This is a genomic window from Acetobacter sp. A11-2, assembly GCF_040208445.1.
Classification (GTDB): domain Bacteria; phylum Pseudomonadota; class Alphaproteobacteria; order Acetobacterales; family Acetobacteraceae; genus Acetobacter; species Acetobacter oryzoeni.
Window position 1 is genome coordinate 2,760,838 of the sequence record NZ_CP157843.1, and the last position, 21,147, is coordinate 2,781,984.

The window sequence follows — 21,147 nt, forward strand, 5'->3', positions numbered from 1 at the left end:
CCTCAATAAAGGCCACCCATACCAATGTCACCCCCGGCTGGTGCAGAAGGTGCTGCAGAACCAGACGAACCACCATTACCGGAAGGAGCATGCTCTCCAGATTGGCCGCCTCCAGAACCTTCAGCAGCCATATCACTTTCAGAATCAGGCATGTTTTCAGCACCTGTATCTGCGGCTGTCAGTTCCTGTGGGTTTACGTTGCTTGAAAGGTTTGCACTCAGCCCCGGCACCTGCCCTTCCTTAAAGGCATCTATGGCCACGCCCCTGCCCGTATCATACTGCACAAGTGTAATGCCCGCGGGTGGCACAAAATCCTGCCGTGGATAACCATCCAAGGCGGTTTTCATCACCTTGTTCCACAAGGGGCCAGCAATAGCGCCCCCGGTTTCGTTTTTACCGAGGGACTGAGGCGTATCAAACCCGATCCACACAACAGTTACGATATCTGGGGTGTATCCAGCAAACCATGCATCATTAAAATTCTGGCTGGTGCCAGTTTTGCCCGCAATCGGCACATCTATACCCGTTCCAGCTCGCACACCTGTGCCGCGCCGGATAACATCCTGCAACATGGTGGTAATCTGGAACGCACTTTGGGCGGATGCCACTTGCTGCCGGCTATCATGCAAGGCAGGCACATCATTCTGCCCCGGCATGACAATGGGCTGCTCTACAGAAGCCGGTGCTGGTGCCGGTTTTCCTGCATCCGCGGGTTTCTGATCCGATGGTGCATCGGGGAACACGGCATCAGCCGCTGGTTGGTCTGCCGCTTGCCCACCATTGGTGTTCGTATCAGGTTGTGCGGAAGCTGTGGTCAACGCCAGCCCCTCCGGCCGCCAGATAACGTGGCCTTCACGGTCCTGCACATCGTCCACCAGTGTTGGCGTCACCTTACGCCCACCTGCCGCAAGCGAGGCATAGGCTCCGGCTTCCTTCAGCACTGTGGTTTCTACGGCCCCCAATGCTGCGGGGAGCACATGCGGCATGGAATCCACCAACCCAAGGTTGGTTGCCATATCCGCCACGGTTTTCATGCCCAGATGGGCCGCCAAGCGAATGGTAACCAGATTGCGCGATTCACGCAGGGCATCATGCAGAGTGGTGGGGCCCCAAAAATCTTTTTCATAGTTATTGGGGTGCCATGCTCCGTAAGAAACAGGGGAATCGTCAAACTTCTGGGAAGGGGAAATCCCCTGCTCCATAGCATCCAGATAAACAAATGGCTTGAAAGAAGACCCCGGCTGACGCAGCGCCTGTGTTGCACGATCAAACTGCGAAGCCTGAAAAGACCACCCACCCACAAGAGCCAGAACCCGGCCTGTACGTGCATTCATGGTTACAATGGCGCCTTCCACTACAGGCACCTGCATGAGGGCAACGTGCCCACCTTCGGCCTGCGGTTGCACCATCACCACATCACCGGCACGCAATGGCTTAAAGCGTCGTGCCCATGCCATATCTTTGGCCTGTACGATACCTGTACGAGGCTCGCCTCCACTTTGGGACGCATTGTTCCGCCGCACGACGCTGCCTTCAAGCCAGCCCACCGGCCCTTTTGCATCCAGCACAACAGCCAAACGCCACTGGTCAAGCATACCCGCAGGCACCGGAACACCCTGTAAGGCCTGTACCCATTCTGCTGTAGAAGAGGATGACCCGATATCGGAAAGATGATGCACTGGCCCACGCCAGCCACGATGTGCCCGATCATACGCCATCAGCCCTTGGCGCAAAATATCCTGAGCATTGCGCTGGAGCGGCAGATCCAAACTGGTGTGAACATCCAACCCGCCCTGCATAGTCACGTCTTGGCCGTAACGCTCCATCAGTTCGCGGCGCACTTCTTCCGCAAACCATTCTGCGCCCGGTGCCGGGCCGGGGCGCGTAAAGCTGCGGGTGGTCAACGGCTGGGCTTCTGCTACGCGCGCGGCATCATGCGTAATGGCCCCAATATCGGCCATACGTTCCAGCACCCAGTTTCTGCGCCCTCGAGCTGCATCGGGGAAGCGTACAGGGTTATAATTAGTGGGAGATTTAGGCAGCGCCGCCAAAAATGCGGCCTCTGCATCATCCAGTTGATCAAGCGGCTTGTTGAAATAGGTCTGGGATGCTGCGGCAATACCATATGCGCCGCTGCCCAGATAAATTTCGTTCAGGTAGATTTCCAGAATCTTGTCTTTGGGCAGAACCTGCTCCACCCGCATGGCCAAAAAGGCTTCCTTAGCCTTACGCCGGAAAGATACCGCGTTGCTGCCCAGCAGCATGATACGCGCCACCTGCTGCGTGATGGTGGATGCCCCAATAGGCCGCTTGCCTTTGCCGCGCGTTAAATCCGTAAGGCCAGCACGCGCAATAGCAACTGGGTCCACCCCTTTGTGTGTCCAGAATTTCTGGTCTTCTGCCGCCACAAATGCATTTTTGACCTTATCGGGCACGGCACTAATAGGCACAAAGATACGCCGCTCATTCGCCAGTTCGGCAATAAGCTGATCATCTCCGGCATAAAGGCGGCTCATGACTGGCGGCTGGTAGGAGCGCAAGCCCTCTACCGTAGGCAGATCCGCCACAATCCCTTCGTATTGGGACCACAGCAGAACCACAGCACCCGTGGTGCCAACCAACGCCAACGCAGCCGTTGCCCCAAGCACCTTCCGCCATTGGCGAAAGCGCGGGCGGCGTAGATCGGGCCTGCGATTTTGCGGAGACCTGCCCTGAGAATGGCTGGAAGATGAACCCTGATCACCAGAAGACGGAGCGCTTGTCATACAGGCCCTTTACCATTCTCACACATAATCGTCTGCCCTGTTTGCGCATTGTAATAAAAATCATGGCCGAATTCCGACCACATCTACAAACAGTGCTAACCCAACATGTCACCTAGCAGGCGGGCTGTATAATCCACCACCGGCACAATACGCCCATAATTGATACGGGTGGGGCCAATAACCCCGATAGCCCCTACTATCCGGTTCGCCTCATTACGGGCAGGCGCCATGACAACAGACATACCTGTAGCCCCAAACAACCCGCTTTCTGCACCAATAAAAATGCGCACCCCTTCAGAGTTCTCTACCAACTCCAACAGGCGCAACATGGTTTCCTGCGCTTCCAGCCGGTCAAACAGTGTTTGAATGGCCAGCAGCCTGTCCTGCCCATCTACATCGGCCAATAAACGAGATTGCCCGCGCACAATCAGGGTGCCCCCCAGCCCGTCTCCGCCACCATCCCAAATGGCAAGGCCGCTTTCCACCACCTCTGCTGTAAGACCATTCAGAATACTTCGGTCTTCCGTCATTTCAGAGCTTACGCGCGTGCGTAAATCTGGCAGAGATGCCCCCATGGCCCGTGCATTCAGGTAATTTGCAGCCTCCACCAAGGCAGAAGGCGGCATACCGGGCGGTGTTTCGATAACACGGTTTTCAACATGCCCATCTGCACCCACCAGAATAACCAGTGCGCGATTGCTGCCTAACGCCACAAACTCAATGTGCTTGATGCCACCATCCCCTTTGGGCGCTACCACCAACCCGGCTGCATCGGACATGCCCGCCAAAAGAGATGAAGCCTCTGTAAGCGTATCTTGCAGTGAGCGCCCTTTGGCCTCCAGCGATTGACCGATGACCCGCTGGTCTTCTTCCGAGAGCGCGCCAAACTGCAACAGGCCATCTACAAACAGCCGCAACCCTTTTTCTGTAGGCAACCGCCCGGCAGATGTATGGGGGGAAAACAGCAGCCCGGCTTCTGTAAGGGATGCCATGATATTGCGTATTGTGGCCGGAGAAAGCGGCAGCCCAAGCCTGTGAGACACCGTGCGGGAGCCAACGGGTTCCCCGCTCGCTACATATTCTTCCACCACTTCACGCAGAATAGCCGCAGACCGCGCATTCAGCCCCGGAGGCAGAGCAGCTTTTACTGGCAGCAAACCACGCTTCATGACACAAGGGCTCCTTCGCATATCCATAAATCCCGGATAGCCTTTATATACCTTATTCGTGCAGTTTTACTGCCGACAAAAGCGCACCATACGCGCCAGACATCTTATTTTACCAAGGAGCTTTCCATGCGCCCTTCAGGCCGCCAGCCAGACCAGATGCGCCCCATTACCATTGAAACAGGCTTTGCCCACCACGCTGAAGGCTCTGCCCTTATTCGCGTTGGTGGCACGGAAGTACTGTGCACTGCCAGCGTAGAAAACCGCGTGCCGCCTTTTTTGCGTGGCAAAGGTACAGGCTGGGTTACGGCTGAATACGGCATGCTGCCCCGCGCCACCCACACACGCGGCAACCGCGAAGCTGCCAAGGGCAAACAATCTGGCCGCACGCAGGAAATCCAGCGCCTTATTGGCCGCTCCCTCCGCGCCGTCACAGATCTGGACGCTCTGGGTGAAATGAGCATTACGCTGGATTGTGATGTGCTGAACGCTGATGGCGGTACGCGCTGCGCTTCCATTACAGGCGCATGGGTGGCGTTGCGTCTGGCTCTTGGCAAACTGGTCGCCACCAATGTACTGCCACGCCTGCCACTGCGCGGGCAGGTTGCTGCCGTTTCCTGCGGGCTGACAACAGAAGGCGCTGTGCTGGATCTGGATTACGTGGAAGATAGCTCGGCTTCTGCTGATACCAACTTTGTGCTGACAGCAGACCGTCGCATTGTGGAAATTCAGGGCACAGCAGAAAGCGCACCATTTACGGAAGATGCGTTTGACAACCTGTTTGCACTTGCACGCAAGGGTGTAACCGAGCTGTTTGAAGCCCAGATGGCTGCCGTGGAAGCTGCAGAAAAAAAGCGCGCATGAACGCCATAAAACTGGAACGTGGCAGCACCCTTGTGCTTGCCACGCACAATGCTGGCAAGCTGGCAGAATTTGCCACTCTGCTGGCTGATTTTGGCATCAAGGTTGTTTCTGCTGGTGAGTTAAACTTGCCAGAGCCAGAAGAAACAGCAACCACCTTTGCGGGCAATGCCGCCATTAAGGCCTTAGCCGCCGCCAAAGCCGCCAACCTGCCCGCACTAGCCGATGATTCTGGGCTATGTGTGGCCGCACTGGATGGCGCACCCGGCATTTATTCTGCGCGCTGGGCTGGCCCGAACAAAGATTTTGCTGGGGCCATGGCGCGTATTGAAAAAGAAATTGGGCAAGGCAAACGCAACGCATGGTTTATTTGCGTGCTGTGTCTGGCTTTGCCTGATGGCCGCACGGAAAGCTTTGAAGGCCGCATAGATGGCCAGATTGTTTGGCCGCCACGAGGCACACAGGGCCACGGATATGATCCGATTTTTGCCCCCGAAGGCGAAGCCCGCACATTTGCTGAAATGGCTGATGCAGAAAAAAACGCCATCAGCCACCGCGCCCGCGCCTTTGAAGCCTTTAAAAACGCGTGCCTGAGCTAAAAGCCTAACTGCCTACCACACTAACCACCTGCCGGTTCTGCGGAACTGACAGGTGGCCCCTGAATGGGGAAGCGAATGAGCAAATAAGGTGATTGGCGCTCATCCTTACCATCATGAAAGCCCGCAAGACGGTTCCACTGCCCCAGTGTGCAATACACATGAGTGGGTGTGCAAAAAATACCGTCTGGTGAAAGAATCCGCGGGTCATGTACCATGAGGTCCATGGAACCATCCGTATTGCGGCGAAAAATGGCATCATGCTCAAAATTGGTGGTGTAAATGCGCCCTTGAGCATCTGTTGCCAGACCATCCGCCACACCTTTTTCTCCTTCATCCTTTATGGCGGCAGCCAACGCACTTTCTGAGGCTGACATATCTGACAATACGGCCGTAGGCAGGCTGTACAAGCGGCGACTGGTAAGAGGAGAATAAAATACGCGGCTGGAATCCGGGCTCAAGGTAATGCCATCTACCCCGCCAGTCACAAATTTGGGTTTTTGCGCAGGATCGTATTTAAGCGGCAATCCTTCCACCACAGCCATAAAACCAGCCTCTGCCTGTATGGAGGGATGTTTCCCCAACACGCGCCGTTGCTGACCTGTAGCAATATCTACCACCACCAAAGCCGGACTGTGGCCGAAGGAACTATCGGTTACGTAAACAGTTCCTTCCGCCCCATGCGTAAGGTCCACCCGCAAATCATTCATATGGCTGTCAGGCAACAAAGCTGGAGCTTTTAGAACGATAGAACGCACCAACTTATTGGCAGCCGGATCAAAGCAGACAATTTTTGCGGCACCCGGTTGCAAAGGTAATCCGGCCAATTTGCCATCATCAATCGCCCAGATAAAACCGCGCGTGTCCTGTGTCATGCCATGGATGGAAAGCAAACGTTCTGCCGGAGGGGCATCTGATGGCATGCTCAGTACAGCACTTGGCCACGGAACAAGATGGCCATTCACCAATTCCGCCAGCGTAGCCCCTTTATGATTAATGGCATGCCGTGGAAAGCCTACAAAAACACGGCCATTATCCGTCACCACAATGCCCGATGGCCCCGGCCCATAAAACTCTGCCACAATCTCGAATGATCCGGCAGATTCGTAACCCTGATCTCCATGCACCCCGGTTTGCACAATAGCGATTGGAGTAGCACGCACAGATTTGGCGAGCGCCAGACCTACCCCCGCACCACCAGCCACAAGCAGATGCCGCCGCGCCAGTTTGGAGCTACGTGTGGGGCTAAATGGCTTCTGATTCAGCGTTATGTTCCGGCGCACCATTCCGTTGTGTCTCCAGTTCTTTGATGAATCTGAAACACAGTGTGGCACAGATTGGCAGATATCCGGGTGTTTTCTACCCAGCCCTTTCATCACAACACAGCGCAACACAAAAAAATGGCGCCGGAAACCGACGCCATTTTCTTAAAACGTAATGCTCAAAAAACATAAAGGAGCAGTCAGACCGCCCCTTTATGGCTGAACAATTAGTCTTCGCCGTCTGTGTTACGACGACGGATAGCTGCACCCAGGATATCACCCAGGGAAGCGCCGCTATCAGCAGAGCCGTATTCGTTGATGGCCTGCTTGTCTTCTTCCACTTCACGACCCTTGATGGTCAGGGCCAGCTTGCGGGCTGCACGATCAACAGAGATGATCTTCGCATCCACGCGTTCGCCAACTGCAAAGCGTTCCGGACGCTGTTCTGCCTTATCACGGGCCAGTTCAGCGCGACGGATGAAGCCAGTCAGAACGTCATCAACCTTCACTTCGATACCGTTCGTCTGAACAGCGGTCACGGTGCAGGTTACGATGGAGCCCTTCTGAACGCTGGCAAGCGCATCGGCTGCCGGATCTTCCTGAAGCTGCTTGATGCCCAGAGAGATACGTTCTTTTTCCACATCCACGTCCAGAACCTTGGCTTTGACAACCTGGCCCTTTTCGTAGTGCTTCATGGCTTCTTCGCCCGGTTCGTCCCAAGACAGGTCGGACATGTGAACCATGCCGTCGATATCTGCAGACAGACCGATGAACAGACCGAACTCGGTGATGTTGCGGATTTCGCCTTCTACGGTGGAGCCAACTTTGTGCTCTTCCGCGAACTGCTCCCACGGGTTGCGCTGAACCTGCTTGAGGCCCAGAGAAATGCGGCGCTTGGCGCTGTCCACATCCAGAACCATCACGTCCACTTCCTGAGAAGTTGCGACGATCTTGCCCGGATGGACGTTCTTTTTCGTCCAGGACATTTCGGACACGTGCACCAGACCTTCAACGCCCGGTTCCAGCTCAACAAATGCGCCGTAATCGGTGATGTTGGTCACGCGGCCCGTGAAGCGTGCACCCGGCGGGTACTTCAGGGCAACATTTTCCCACGGATCAGCTTCAAGCTGCTTCATGCCAAGGGAGATACGCTGCGTTTCCGGGTTGAAGCGGATAACCTGCACGCGCACCGGCTGGCCGATCTGCAGAGCTTCGGACGGATGGTTGATGCGCTTCCAAGCAATGTCGGTCACATGCAGCAGGCCGTCAACGCCGCCCAGATCAACGAACGCACCGTAATCGGTGATGTTCTTGACCACACCATCCAGAATCATGCCTTCCGTCAGGCCCTGGATCAGTTCGCTGCGCTGTTCAGCACGCGTTTCTTCCAGAACGGCACGACGGGACACAACGATGTTGCCACGAGCGCGATCCATTTTCAGAATCTGGAAAGGCTGGGGCACACCCATCAGCGGGCTAACATCACGCACAGGGCGGATATCTACTTGGCTGCCGGGCAGGAACGCCATGGCGCCACCCAGATCAACCGTGAAGCCACCCTTCACACGGCCATAAATGGTGCCGTTGACGCGGTGATTGGCTTCGAAAGCCTTCTCCAGGCTTGTCCAAGCTTCTTCACGACGTGCCTTTTCACGGGAAAGCACAATGCTGCCATCGCGGTCTTCATACCGTTCAACATACAGTTCAACGATATCGCCGGGCTTAACTTCCGGCTTTACACCCTGTGGTGCAAATTCACGCAGAGCAACGCGGCCTTCGCTTTTCAGGCCGACATCAACGATAGCGTAATCATCGGTCAGACGAACAACGCGGCCACGAACAACGGAGCCATCAAAGCCCGTGTCCCGGCCAAGGGTTTCGTCCAGAAGGGTTGCAAAATCTTCACCGCGGAAATGGTCCGCAGTCTGGGTTGTGGCTGAAGCCATGTGTAACTGTTAACCTTGGGCCCGCCTGCAGTGGGCAAGCAAGCTATTCCTGCGCCCCGCATTATGCGGCACGGCTTACTTGGCATGTCTATAGGGGCCATCCCCTGTAGCCTTTTTGCCAAGCCTCAAATCAAAATAAAAACAAACCTGCATGGTACGCAGTGTTTGATCATGCACAGACACTGTGTACAGGCCGCTTGTCAATACAAACCACCCGTGCACAGCCTGAAAACCGCCAGAAAAACGGCATTGCGTTACCACTCTAACACAATTCCGCTGAATTTTTATTCTGAGATTCCAGCGAGTCGTTCTCTTACAATCTGCAATGCTTTTGCCAAAACAGCATCTGCTTCCAGTTCATCTGTTTCAATCACATATGCGTCATCCGCCACAAGCATGGGGGCAGATGCACGCCCGGCATCTGCATCATCTCGCGCACGTAGGGACTCTTCCAGTTCTGCTATACACGTTGGTGCATCAGGGGCATTGCGGTCTCCACCAAGCTGTAAGAAGCGGCGCAAAGCCCGTGTGCTGGGGGATGCTGTAATAAACAGCTTTACGTCTGCATCCGGAAAAATGGCGGTGCCAATATCGCGCCCATCCAGCACGGCCCCTTTTCCCTGCGCGAACCGGCGCTGCGTTTCCACCAAAGCAGCGCGCACTTCTGGCTGTGCCGCCACCTTGCTGGCAGCCTGTGCCACTACGGGTGTGCGTAAATCTGGTCTTTCCAAATCGGCTGGCAGCAAACGGGAGGCAAATTCCTGCGCAGGAGAAGCCGGATCCTGCCCAGCATCCAACGCCAAGCGCCCAACAGCACGGTAGAGCAAACCTGTATCCAGATACGGCAGATGCAAAGCTTCTGCCAACCTGCGCGCCAACGTGCCTTTACCTGCTGCGGCTGGGCCATCCACTGCGATAACTGGGCCGCCTCGTGTCATGCTACAAACCCCGCGCCAATGCTGTTCATCAGATCCAGATACTGTGGAAAGCTGGTTTCGATAAAAGAGGTATCATCAATTTCCACAGGTTTTTCAGCCACAAGGCCCATAACAGAAGCGCTCATAGCCAGACGATGATCCATATGAGTTTCCACCTTGCCGCCGCCGGGAATATGACCTGCCGTGCCGTACACAATCATATCATTCCCTTCCACAGCGGTGCGAACGCCGTTGTTTTCCAGCAGCGCTACAGTTGCAGCTAAACGGTCGCTCTCCTTCACCCGCAGTTCTTCAACCCCGCAAAAGCGTGAAACGCCAGATGCGTAAGCTGCGGCAACTGCCAGCACCGGATATTCATCAATCATGGAAGGTGCACGTTCTGGTGGCACTTCCACGCCCTGGAGAGCAGACGCACGCACACGCAAATCCCCTACAGGTTCTCCGCCTTCTGTGCGTGCATTCAGGATTTCAAGCTGCGCACCCATTTCCTGCAATGTGGTAAACAACCCGGTGCGCAATGGGTTGAGCCCCACCCCAAAAATGGTGATGTCAGACCCAGCCACCAGCAGCGCCGCAACAAGTGGGAAAGCTGCGGATGAGGGATCACCCGGCACGGCAACATCACGCGCCACAAGGTTGGGCCGCCCCTGCAAACGAATGATTCGGCCACCATCTGGTGTTTTTTCTACAGAAACTTCTGCCCCAAAATGGCGCAACATGTTTTCTGTATGATCACGCGTAGCAACCGGCTCTTCTACGCGCGTTTCTCCAACTGCATTCAACCCGGCCAGCAATACGGCGGATTTAACCTGCGCAGAGGCAACGGGAAGGCGATAATCCAGCGGCTTGGGGTCTGCCAAACCACGAATGGCCATGGGTAGACGGCCACCCTCACGCGCAAGAAATGTGGCACCTGTTCCGGCCAGCGGGTCCATAACGCGCTTCATGGGCCTGCGGCGAAGGCTTGCATCCCCCGTCATCACAGATGTCATGCCATGGCTGGCCAAAATGCCAGACAACAGACGGGCGGCTGTGCCTGAATTGCCCATATCCAGCACGTTATCTGGCTCTTTAAGCTGCCCAACACCCGGCCCGCTTACGCGCCACTGGCCCAGCCCTTCCTGCACTGCATCTGCCCCCAAAGCACGCATGGCTGCGGCTGTGCACAGCACATCCTCGCCTTCCAACAGGCCAGAAATATGCGTGGTGCCCTTGGCAAGAGATGCAAACATAAGGGCACGATGGCTGATAGACTTATCTCCCGGCACGCGGATGGAGCCAGAAAGAGGAGCTTGAGCGCGAGAAACCCGTAACGGGCGGGTGGAAGATGTGGTCTGCTGTGTCATACCTTGTTCATTCCGGCGTGTGGGGCGACAAGTCAATCCGCCAGAAACCATAAAAACTGCTTTCTGCTGCCAGAAAATGCATTTGTTCTGCAAGTCGGGTTTGACAGGACACAAAACACAATGGCATTTGGCGTCGCCTTATAGTCTGGTTCGATTCCATCTCGCGTTGCGGGAAGGTATCAGCCTTCTTTCCGGGGCATCTGTGCCCCCCAATCTGACTGCTCAGGATCGACAGGTAGCAAGATGTCTCAGCCCGATCTCGGCACCAAACGCGTCTGCGTCTCCTGCGGTGCCCATTTTTATGATCTCAACCGCACTCCAGCCGTATGCCCCAAATGTGGCACGGAACAGCCCCCACTGGTGCCCCGTTTGCGCCGGAGTTCTGACACCCTGTCCAACACCCCGGCAACAGCGGCACCCGCCAAGAAACCCAGCGAAGACGACATTGATCTGGATACTGATGCAGATACAGATGCCGATGACGTGCTGGAAGATACCGCCGATCTGGATGACGATGATGATGATGACATCAGCTCTGATATTGATGTCAGCACCGATTCGGACGAACACGATTCCTGATCTGCTGCCATAAACACGGCAAAGAAAAAGCCCGCCTTCTGGCGGGCTTTTTTTTATGAAGATCTCATCAAATTTTTACGCAGGTGTTGAACGTCTTTCTATTTCCACACCAACGGCTTCGATTTCTTCAAAAACATCCAGCTTTTCAATTCGTACCCGCACGACCTTCACGCGGTTATCCGCCAGCACACCGGCAGCAATACGTTCTGCCAGCGTTTCCACCAGCCTGACATGCCCCTCCGCCACAATCTGACGCACCAGCACGACCACCTGCTCGTAGGAAACGGTGCGGCTCAGATCATCCGCACCAATTTCCAGATCTGTGCGATCATCCACCCCGAATGAAACGGATACGCGAATACGCTGCGATACCCCCTGTTCGTGCGGAAAAACGCCAATATTGGCATCCAAAATCATGTTGCGGATAAACAGACGGCGCAAAGGCGGCTGATCCGCCCACGGAGCAAAAACAGCCATTTTCTATTCTTCCAATACAGCACCGGCAGGCAAAGCCGGAGACCATTGTAAATGCTGCCCACCATCCAGCGCCAGCATCTGCCCTGTTACAGAGGGTAAAGCCAACAGCGCCAGTGCGGCGCGCGCAACTTCCTGAGGCGATGTGCCATGCCCTAAAGGCACAGAGGCACATTGCCGGGCAAACTGCTCTTCTGTCTGCCGCGTACTTGGCAATGCCGGCCCGGGCCCTATGGCGTTCACACGTATACCTTTAGGAGCCAGAGCCAGCGCCATTGTCTGTGTTAACGTCCACAAAGCGCTTTTAGACACCGTATAGCTGACAAAATGCGGTGTAAGAGACCACACGCGCTCATCCAGCATATTCAACACCATACCTTGCGCCGTTTCTGGTAGCGCCTTGGCAAAATGCTGCATCAGCACAAATGGGGCACGCAGGTTGGGTTTTAGGTGCGCCATCCAGCTTTCTCGCGTGGCATTATGCCATTCATCCCGCTCAAACGTAGAGGCATTGTTGACCAGCACACCCAGCGGCCCACCCAAGGCAGCCGACGCCTGTTCGACCAGAGGTTCCACCCCTTCTTCGCGCGCCAGATCTGCTTGCAACAGGCAGCTTTTCTGCCCACATGCGTTAATGGCGGCTGCAGTTTCCTGCGCATCTTCCTGGCCTGAGCGATAGTGAATTGCCACATCAAAGCCAGTCTGAGCCAACCCCAAAGCTATGGCACGTCCAAGCCGAGCCCCTCCACCCGTCACTAACGCACGACGGGGAATGGCCGCCGAAATGGGAAAACCATCCAGTGGCATCGTATCAGCCTCCTTTATCGTCATGCTGGGCGCCGGGCACCCAGTGCTGCGGCCAGAGTACCATCATCCAGCACATCCAGCGCCCCGCCCATGGGCACGCCTTGCGCAACACGGCTGACAGTTACACCACCATAAGGCGCAAGCTGATCCATCAGCCAATGCATGGTGGTGGCACCTTCCACCGTTGCACCTAGTGCCAGAATAATTTCGCGCACCGTGCCTTTGTTCAGCTTTTCAAACAGCGGGGCTACGTCCAGATCTTCTGGCCCAATCCCCGCCAATGGAGAGAGTGTGCCACCTAGAACCTGATACACACCACGGTGCACACCTGCCCGCTCCAGCGCCCACAAATCACCCACTGTTTCCACAACACAGATCAAACCCTGATCTCGCAAAGGATCAGAGCAGATATGGCATGGATCTATCGTATCCAGATTACCGCAGGATGAGCAGGTTTTTATGGCATTGCCTGCCCGCTCCATTGCGTGCGCCAAAGGCGCAAGCCGGGTTTGCGGCTCCTTGAGCAAATACAACGCAACCCTGCGCGCAGAACGCGGGCCAAACCCCGGCAACCGGCCCAAAAGCCGGATAAGCTGCTCTATTTCCTGCCCACCCATACCGGACAATTCTGTTACTCGTTCCGCTGTATCAGAACGGCAGTTTCATGCCGGGTGGCAGGTTCAGACCACCAGTCACTTTCTGCATTTCTTCTGCTGCTTTTTCATCCAGCTTTTTGCGCGCATCTGCGCAGGCGGCCACAATCAGATCCTGCAGCATTTCCATTTCTTCCGGATCAGCCAGTTTGGGATCAATTTTAATGGAGCGCATGTCCCCTTTGCCACTCAGCACAACCTGCACCATGCCTGCGCCGGCTGAACCTTCAATGTTCATGGCTTCCAGCGTGCTTTGCATTGCTTCCATTTTGGACTGCATCTGCGTAGCCTGCTTCATCAATGAGGCAAGATTTTTCATCAACTATCCCTTTATTCTCAAAACTGCCCTGTCTTTGGCAGCCTGTTGCTATATGTCACACCACACAGCCTGAGGGGCGTGCATTACCTGCTCACCGGAGTCAGTCTGGAGACATGCCCGGATCATAGGGCCGTTCATCATCATCCAGAAACTCTGCATCCAGCGGTGCAAAAAGCAGCTCGGGCACAGGTTCTTCTGGCGGTAGGCCGTAATCATCCAAACCGTGATCGCGCACTTCGCCCAATTCCGCATCCGGGAAAAACTTGAGAATGGCTTTTACCAGTGGATGCGCTTCAGCTTCCTTACGCCGAAACTGGATGATCTCAGCACCTTGCGCATCTAGCGTGGGTTCGCCTTCTTCTTCCGAAAGGCCGACCCGCCAAGACATACCCGTGGCACGGTCCAATACTTTGCGCAGTTCTTGCGCAGCGCCTGCAGGCACATGCTGCTCAAACCGCAACAGAATATGCCCCGGCGTAAAGGACACCAGATGTGCTGCATGCCGAAGCTGCCCGTGCAGAATGGCTTCTTTCTGGTCCTTCACCAAAGCCACGGCTTCCCGCCATGTGCGTGGATGAGGGAGAGTTTGCGCCTCAACAGATGGCGTAGGCGCCGGAGCAGCCACTGGCACGGCAGCAGAAATGCTTTGCCCACCACTCACCATACGCAACGGCGGCGGCTGATGCCCTGCAGAAACAGATGGTGCTGGCACAGCAGAAGTGACCCCAGCAGTTGGCATTCCAGAACTTGCACCCATACTTGGCGCAGTTCCCCCCTGCCCTGCCGAACTTCCCGCTCCAGAAAGTCGTTTTATTAAATCTTCTGGAGATGGCAGGTCCGCCACATAACAGAGGCGAATGAGCACCATATCTGCGGCAGCTCGCCTATCAGATGCAGCTTCTACTTCCTGCATCCCTTTTACCAGCATCTGCCATGCCCGCATAAGCACCGGCACTGTAAAAGTATCCGCCATATGCGTGCCGCGCACACGCTCGGCTTCTGGCATATCTGCCGAATCGCGCAGACTGGGCACAGCGCGCAAGCGGGAAACCGTGTGCACCAGCTCAAGCATATCCCCTAACACAAGGCCGGGGTCTGCGCCGCGTGCGTATGCGGCATCCAGCAACGCCAAAGCCTGCTCTGGCTTACCTGTCAGCACAGCTTCCAGCAGATCGAACACCATTTCCCGATCCGCCAGACCCAACATGTCACTGATAACCGTGGCGCCAATAACGCCATCTGCATCAGTCTGTCCTGTACCCTGCGCTATGGCCTGATCCAGCAAGGAAAGCCCATCACGCACCGAGCCATCAGCCGCCCGCGCCACCAATGCCAGTGCATCTGGCGACAGGCGCACATGTTCTTTTTCTGCAATGCGGGAAAACAGCCCCACCAGTTCAGATTGCGGAACACGACGCAAATCAAACCGCTGGCAGCGTGAGAGCACCGTTACCGGCACCTTCCGCAGTTCTGTAGTGGCAAAGATAAACGTAACTTGTGCTGGCGGCTCTTCCAGCGTTTTGAGCAGCGCATTGAAGGCATTGCGAGAAAGCATATGCACTTCGTCAATAATAAAGACCTTCATGCGCCCCTGCATGGGGCGGAAGCGCGTGGCCTCTATTATCTCGCGCACATCATCCACGCCCGTGCGGGAGGCGGCATCCATTTCCAGCACATCGGGGTGCCGGTCATTTAGAATAGCCACACAGTTGGCGCACACACCACATGGATCTGCCGTTGGGCCACCCTTGCCATCCGGCCCAATACAATTAAGAGCGCGCGCGATAATACGGGCCGTCGTGGTTTTCCCCACCCCTCGCACACCAGTAAGCATAAACGCATGTGCCACCCGCCCAAGCGCAAATGCATTACGCAGCGTGCGCACCATGGCTTCCTGGCCAATCAGATCATCAAATGTGGTCGGACGATATTTACGGGCCAACACCCGGTAAGGTGATGCTGCCTGATCCTGCTGCGTTGCGGGGAGCTGTTCTGGCGCCTGTTGGGCGGGCTCATCACCAAACAGACCGGGGCCTTCCATTTCAGGATTGGGAAGTCCCTCATCCTGAGGAAGCTGCGCGTCTGTTTTGTCGCTCATGCCTTGCCCGAAGAAAAAGTTCACGCCTTGTTTTATATGCGAAACACGTGCCGCATTGGCGGAAAATAACGGGTGGAAAGCCGAACAATGACCCGGACGAAACTTACCATGGCTGCTTCCTTCCGGATCTGACCGGGTTGGCAAGGTATCCGTCCACTGCCGACTTTCCGCTTTTTACATAACACTAAACGGGTGCACATGCCAACCCTGTGTAATAGCCACCAAAGCCCGTTGCTTTACCTTCTGGCCATGAACAGGCTAAAAACAGAGCACCCCAGAAGCACAGACCTGTGTATTAAGAGAGTTTTGCGCGTGTTTTTATTCCGCCCTTCCACTCCGCTTTTTCGGCCACTTGCTTTGGCATCCCTCTTTTTTATGGGCTCTTTTGCTGCATCAGCAGTTGCGCGCGCAGATGATGATCCGCCGCCCCGTACAAACGTGCCCAATGTGCAACTGCAAAAAGAGCTGGCTGTTCTACACTTTAAACCCGAAGCAGCCAGCCCGGCTTGTATTGATGCCCTGAAGGAATTGCACAAAACACAGGATATGCTCAAAGCTGAAGAAGCCCGGTCCCATGATCAGGATCTGGCTATTGCGGAGGATGTGCTGGAATCCGATTTTGAAAACTCCATAGAAATGTGCGCCCCAGATGTGCAGCGCCTGTGCGAAGCACCCAACCCTTCCGCTGAACTGGCACATACCTGCGAGAAAATTGACAGCCTGCCTGATTCCGCAAACTGATTTTTCTTTAAACCCAGAAAGGCTTGGCCCTACATGCACAATCGCACCTTCTGGCGCGCTGTTTCTTGCCCGGCCGGGCCTTATGGTTGGCTACCCCTTATTCTGGTTGCAATATTATTTTTTATAATCGGCTTTGTAACTTGGTTAAACGGCCCGCTGATATCCTTTGTAAAAATTGCATTTTCTCTTGATGACATAAGTGCATTTTTAGTTCCTTTTGTTTTTTATATTTCCTACTTTTTATTCGCTATTCCAGCCGGTAAAATTGTAACAAAACAAGGCCTGCGGCAAAGCCTGATATATGCCCTAAGCATTATGACAGCAGGCATGATTGTGACAGGCCAGTTTATGAAAGCGGCATCCTACCCCGGCACATTATGCGGATTTTTAATTCTGGGTAGCGGATTGGCGCTACTGCAGGTTGCGGTAAACCCTTATATAAGCTTTTTAGGGCCAATTGATCGCGCTGCACAACGCATTGCAATTATGGGTATTTGCAACAAAGTTGGCGGCATTTTAGCGCCTGTTGCTTTGGCGGCCTTCGCTATGCCGCATATCGAAAGCTTACAGTCCTCTTATAGAAATCCGGCTTTACAGCAACAATTCATTTCCGCACTTTACTGGCCTTATATAGGCATGGCTGCACTTTTGGCATTGACCACTTTATATATAAAGTTTTCACGTTTACCGGATATAAAAACGCCCCTTTCAAACGATAAAGAATGTAACATTCCAACAAAATTCAATCCCACCTTGTGGTTCGGTGTTATTGCCATGTTTCTTTACGTGGGTGTAGAAGTTCTGGCAGGCGATGCTATTGGCACCTATGCATCTGGGTTCCATATTCCATTAAATATCTCCAGCCTTTTCACATCAGCCACTCTTGTTTGTATGCTTTGTGGGTATCTGGCAGGGTTGATATGTGTGCCGCGCTTTCTATCCCAAGAGCGCGCTCTTTTGCTCTCCTGTTTTGCGGGCTCCACCCTAAGCGTTTTGGCATATATGGCGCACGGATATGTTTCTGTTGCATGCATTGCGTTTCTTGGATTTTCAAATGCCATGATATTTCCATCTCTTTTTCCAAATGTTTTAAACTCCACTCAAAACAAAACCTCTTTTGTATCTGCGTTGCTGGTTATGGCATATTGTGGGGGTGGTATTGTGCCGCAATGCTTTGTGTGGCTAAAATCCATTATAGGATTTCAGGCAGCATTTTCAGTATTATCTTGCACATGCTATTTTGTAATTTCTTTATTTATCCTATTTTTTTCAAAAAAATCTCACACCACAACCCTCTAATGGCTTGCTAACATGACCGAACTTTCTGGAAATCTTGTGCTCCCCAATACGATTGTAAGCGGAAGCATAAATTTTGAAACCACAATTCAGAATATTACCCCGACCAAGCATGAAACAGACCGCTACATCCTCCCGGGCTTTATTGACGGTCACATCCATGGGGGTGACGGTGCAGATACAATGGATGGTGTAAAAGCCATTCACACACTCAGCCAGTTTCATGCCCGACATGGCACAACAACATTGTTGCCTACAACAATCACCAGCCCGTGGCCTGACGTTATCAGCGCGTTGCAGGCTATTGCTGAAGTTACCGGACAGCAGATTCCCGATGGCCCCATGATACATGGCGCACATCTGGAGGGGCCTTTTGTAAGCCCACATAAACTTGGCGCCCAACCGCCTTTTAATATTCCACCAACACCAGATAAAGTTTCAGAAGTTCTTTCCTTAAACTGTGTGCGCGTGGTGACATTGGCACCAGAGTTGCCACATGCACAAACCGCCATGGAAAGTTTTGCCAAAGCAGGCATACGCGTAAGCCTTGGCCATACAGTTGCCAGTTATGAACAAGCCCATCAGGCTATTTGCCATATTTGCAAAGCTGGTGGCGTAGCTGGTGGTACGCATCTCTTTAACGCCATGCCTCCCATTGAAAGCCGACGGCCCGGGCCCGTCACTGCCCTTATGTGCAGCGATGCCTATGCTGAAATGATTTTTGATACACACCATATTCACCCAGCAACATTCCAGTTGGCGCAACGCGTTATGCCGGATCGGCTTGTTTTTGTAACGGATGCCATGCGTGCTGCTGGTTTACCAGATGGCCCAAGCCAACTTGGCGGGCAGGCCGTGATTGTAGAAAACGGTACAGCACGCTTGCCAAATGGTAGCCTTGCAGGAAGTGTGCTGACACTTGATGTCGCACTGCGTAATGCCGTGCATACCGGAACACCATTGCACGAAGCTGTAGCATTATTAACACGCAATCCGGCAAACTATCTGGACCTGCATGACCGCGGCACACTGGAAACCGGAAAACGTGCTGATTTTGTTGTAATGGATTCTAACCTGCATGTGCAGGAAGTATGGGTAGGTGGCCAGCGCATTCATTAAAAAACGGGAAGAGTTTTTGTTTTTCTTCCCGTCTTAACATGCCCGATTTACTCTGAAAGTTGCAGAACGCTTTCTACACCTTTGCGGGTACCAAGCACTGCAGCTTTTTCTTTTACTGTCAGCTTATGCTCAACTTCAGAAACCGTGTGAGATTCGGAAAGTTTTACCAAGCCAACCAACTGATCTGCATTAATAGGATCACCAGCTTTACGTTCTGGTGGCAGCATGGCCATATGTGCCTGCGCCAGCCCTACATCTGCACGCAAAGCGCGCAAAGCATCTTCTGGAAGGTCTGGAGCCTCATCACTTTCGCGGTCCTGTTCAACCTTTTTTAGAACATCCGGCATATTGGTTTCTTCTGGCACCAGAAGGAGGCCTGCTTTACGAAAATCCAAGCCCACGTTACGGCTGCTGGTAAAAGCCACCAGAGGAATGGAAAAAACCAGGCCCAACAAAACAGGTGTCATCCAGAAAAACAGTGACGGAGAAACAACCCATGCCCCAGCGCCTAACAATAAGCCGAAAATGGTAAAACGCCCATATTGGCGCACAATATCCATAAACGGCACACCGCCATCATCTCGCCGCTGCGCATTCCAACCAGAATCATGGCCTGTGAGAATGGAGAATACGCCAAGCGTTTGAATCAACATGGCTATTGGAGCAATCAAGCCACCAATCAGCGTTTCCACCAATATGGAACCTGCCGCACGTATGGCACCACCACACCCTTTGCAATTTTCTCTATCCAGCAAGAGCGCGATATAAGCGAGAAGTTTTGGTGCCAGCAGCACAATCATGGTGCCAATAAACACGTACTTCGCCTGCACGGGGTCAACATGTGGCCAGTGCGGGTAAAGAAGTTTTGTTTCACCAAAATATTCAGGCCGTTCAAAATGCGCCTGAAGGGAAATGAGAATACCAGTTAGCAAAAATACAAGCCACAAAGGGGATGTTACATAAGCCCCAATGCCCACAATCATGTGCATCCGGCTAACCCAATGCAGCCCCTTTGTTGGCAGAACCTTGACGTGCTGAAGGTTGCCTTGGCACCAACGCCTATCACGAATAGCAACATCGGTAAGAGAAGGCGGGCTTTCCTCATAAGAACCATCAAGCGCTGGCACCATATGTATGGCCCAGCCCCCACGGCGCATCAGAGCAGCTTCTACAAAGTCATGGCTCAGAATATGCCCACCAAAAGGTGGTTTGCCCGGCACATGCGGCATACCCGCCTGTTCAGCAAACGCGCGTGTGCGGATAATGGCATTATGGCCCCAGTAATTTCCTTCGGAGCCATGCCACCATGCAATACCGTAAGCAATAACTGGCCCATACACGCGGCCCGCAAACTGCTGCAAACGCGCAAAAAGCGTTGTGCCACCAGTAATAACTGGAAGTGTCTGTATTAGCCCTACGCCGGGGTTACGCTCCATGGCGGCGGCCATACGCACAAGCGTAGCGCCAGACATAACGGAGTCTGCATCCAGCGTAACCATATGGTCATACGCTCCGCCAAAGCGGCGCACCCATTCCCCTAGGTTACCTGCCTTACGTTCCACATTGTTATGGCGACGGCGATAAAAGATATGATCATATCCGCCAGTTTCTTCACGCAGTGCCAGAAATGCAGCTTCTTCTTCTACCCATACATCCGGGTTTGTTGTGTCCGACAAAATAAAGAAATCGAACGCAGCCAGTTCTCCTGTTTCCTGCAAACTGGCGTAAATGGCTTTCAACCCCGCCATAACGCGGCGAGGAGGCTCATTATACGTAGGCAGCAAAACAGCGTTCCGCCGTGTGAGCTGAGGCAGAGGACCAGATTTGCTAATCCCCAGTCCAAGCCCACCATGTGCAACCAGAGAACAGAACCCGGCAACCGAAGATGTAAATGCCAGCGCAATCCACATAAACAGAGCAATAAACAACAGCAGCATGATCACACCCAAGGTGGAAACACCTGCCTCATCCATCACTTTATGTGTGCGCCATGCGCCATAAGCCGTCAGCAGCAAAGCTGATCCAATAACAGCCAGCCGACGCAGCACAATATTCCGTGGAGAGGTTACAGGCGTGCGGCCACGCCCAGCCATATTAGGTGCAGCATGAAAATTCTGCACCGGCATATCCAGCGGAGATTCTGAAGGAAGAGCACGAAACATTTGTGTAGAATCCGGCATG

General features: G+C 54.0%; 18 protein-coding genes and 1 other RNA gene. 6 read left to right on the plus strand and 13 right to left on the minus strand.

Going from position 1 to position 21,147, the window contains the following annotated elements; all coding sequences use genetic code 11:
* Positions 1-2: 2 nt before the first annotated feature.
* Entirely contained in the window at positions 3-2,765 is a 2,763-nt protein-coding gene (locus ABNV41_RS13480; RefSeq protein WP_050818988.1) for a penicillin-binding protein 1A, read from the minus strand.
* Between the two features lie 95 nt (positions 2,766-2,860).
* Positions 2,861-3,961 carry a heat-inducible transcriptional repressor HrcA gene (gene hrcA / locus ABNV41_RS13485; RefSeq protein WP_012812285.1) on the minus strand — a complete coding sequence of 367 codons (1,101 nt, stop codon included), beginning with the start codon at positions 3,959-3,961 and terminating at the stop codon, positions 2,861-2,863.
* A gap of 99 nt (positions 3,962-4,060) precedes the next feature.
* Between hrcA and rph the strand changes: the two genes are divergently transcribed.
* Entirely contained in the window at positions 4,061-4,795 is a 735-nt protein-coding gene (gene rph, locus ABNV41_RS13490; protein ID WP_050818987.1) for a ribonuclease PH, read from the plus strand.
* A complete protein-coding gene (rdgB, locus tag ABNV41_RS13495; RefSeq protein WP_050818986.1) occupies positions 4,792-5,391 on the plus strand; it encodes an RdgB/HAM1 family non-canonical purine NTP pyrophosphatase in 600 nt (199 codons plus the stop codon). Before rph ends, rdgB begins: the two co-directional genes overlap by 4 nt.
* A 20-nt stretch (positions 5,392-5,411) precedes the next feature.
* Here rdgB and ABNV41_RS13500 read toward each other — a convergent pair whose 3' ends face one another.
* The 4 genes from ABNV41_RS13500 to aroA all read right to left on the minus strand — a co-directional run bounded on the left by ABNV41_RS13500 (position 5,412) and on the right by aroA (position 10,931).
* Positions 5,412-6,764: an L-dopachrome tautomerase-related protein gene (locus ABNV41_RS13500; protein WP_349935114.1), complete on the minus strand. Its 1,353-nt coding sequence runs from the start codon at positions 6,762-6,764 to the stop codon at positions 5,412-5,414.
* Between the two features lie 113 nt (positions 6,765-6,877).
* Complete coding sequence (gene rpsA / locus ABNV41_RS13505; protein WP_042786349.1) at positions 6,878-8,596, minus strand: 30S ribosomal protein S1; 1,719 nt, start codon at positions 8,594-8,596, stop codon at positions 6,878-6,880.
* A 284-nt stretch (positions 8,597-8,880) separates the two neighbouring features.
* The gene (gene cmk / locus ABNV41_RS13510) at positions 8,881-9,534 is read right to left on the minus strand and encodes a (d)CMP kinase (protein WP_050818984.1); all 654 of its coding nucleotides are present in this window, start codon (positions 9,532-9,534) and stop codon (positions 8,881-8,883) included.
* Positions 9,531-10,931: a 3-phosphoshikimate 1-carboxyvinyltransferase gene (aroA, locus tag ABNV41_RS13515; protein WP_196332603.1), complete on the minus strand. Its 1,401-nt coding sequence runs from the start codon at positions 10,929-10,931 to the stop codon at positions 9,531-9,533. The genes cmk and aroA overlap by 4 nt, the downstream gene beginning before the upstream one ends.
* A gap of 192 nt (positions 10,932-11,123) precedes the next feature.
* On the opposite strand from aroA, the gene ABNV41_RS13520 reads away from it, so the two are divergent.
* A complete protein-coding gene (locus ABNV41_RS13520; protein ID WP_050818983.1) occupies positions 11,124-11,459 on the plus strand; it encodes a TIGR02300 family protein in 336 nt (111 codons plus the stop codon).
* 75 nt (positions 11,460-11,534) lie between these two features.
* Here the strand turns inward: ABNV41_RS13520 and folB are convergent, their stop codons facing one another.
* From folB to ffs, 6 genes are all read right to left on the minus strand, one after another.
* The gene (folB, locus tag ABNV41_RS13525; protein ID WP_003624885.1) at positions 11,535-11,936 is read right to left on the minus strand and encodes a dihydroneopterin aldolase; all 402 of its coding nucleotides are present in this window, start codon (positions 11,934-11,936) and stop codon (positions 11,535-11,537) included.
* A gap of 3 nt (positions 11,937-11,939) precedes the next feature.
* Positions 11,940-12,740, minus strand: a complete 801-nt coding sequence (locus tag ABNV41_RS13530; RefSeq protein WP_080986731.1) for an SDR family oxidoreductase — start codon at positions 12,738-12,740, stop codon at positions 11,940-11,942.
* A gap of 20 nt (positions 12,741-12,760) precedes the next feature.
* On the minus strand, positions 12,761-13,357 hold the full coding sequence (recR, locus tag ABNV41_RS13535) for a recombination mediator RecR (RefSeq protein ID WP_003624888.1): 597 nt from the start codon (positions 13,355-13,357) through the stop codon (positions 12,761-12,763).
* Between the two features lie 31 nt (positions 13,358-13,388).
* Positions 13,389-13,712, minus strand: a complete 324-nt coding sequence (locus ABNV41_RS13540; RefSeq protein WP_003624890.1) for a YbaB/EbfC family nucleoid-associated protein — start codon at positions 13,710-13,712, stop codon at positions 13,389-13,391.
* Positions 13,713-13,812: 100 nt separating this feature from the next.
* Entirely contained in the window at positions 13,813-15,810 is a 1,998-nt protein-coding gene (locus ABNV41_RS13545; protein WP_050818981.1) for a DNA polymerase III subunit gamma/tau, read from the minus strand.
* A 71-nt stretch (positions 15,811-15,881) separates the two neighbouring features.
* An RNA gene (gene ffs, locus ABNV41_RS13550) (signal recognition particle sRNA small type) lies at positions 15,882-15,979 on the minus strand.
* A 29-nt stretch (positions 15,980-16,008) separates the two neighbouring features.
* On the opposite strand from ffs, the gene ABNV41_RS13555 reads away from it, so the two are divergent.
* Genes ABNV41_RS13555 through nagA form a run of 3 tightly spaced genes read left to right on the plus strand, consistent with a single transcriptional unit; the run spans position 16,009 to position 18,966 of the window.
* A complete protein-coding gene (locus tag ABNV41_RS13555) occupies positions 16,009-16,551 on the plus strand; it encodes a hypothetical protein (RefSeq protein ID WP_050818980.1) in 543 nt (180 codons plus the stop codon).
* Positions 16,552-16,584: 33 nt separating this feature from the next.
* Positions 16,585-17,850, plus strand: coding sequence for a glucose/galactose MFS transporter (gene gluP / locus ABNV41_RS13560; RefSeq protein ID WP_087651667.1), 1,266 nt, complete (start codon positions 16,585-16,587; stop codon positions 17,848-17,850).
* A 12-nt stretch (positions 17,851-17,862) separates the two neighbouring features.
* Positions 17,863-18,966, plus strand: a complete 1,104-nt coding sequence (gene nagA, locus ABNV41_RS13565; protein ID WP_087651666.1) for an N-acetylglucosamine-6-phosphate deacetylase — start codon at positions 17,863-17,865, stop codon at positions 18,964-18,966.
* A gap of 47 nt (positions 18,967-19,013) precedes the next feature.
* On the opposite strand, the gene mdoH is transcribed toward nagA, so the two are convergent.
* A complete protein-coding gene (gene mdoH, locus ABNV41_RS13570; protein ID WP_196332602.1) occupies positions 19,014-21,146 on the minus strand; it encodes a glucans biosynthesis glucosyltransferase MdoH in 2,133 nt (710 codons plus the stop codon).
* Position 21,147: the final 1 nt, after the last annotated feature.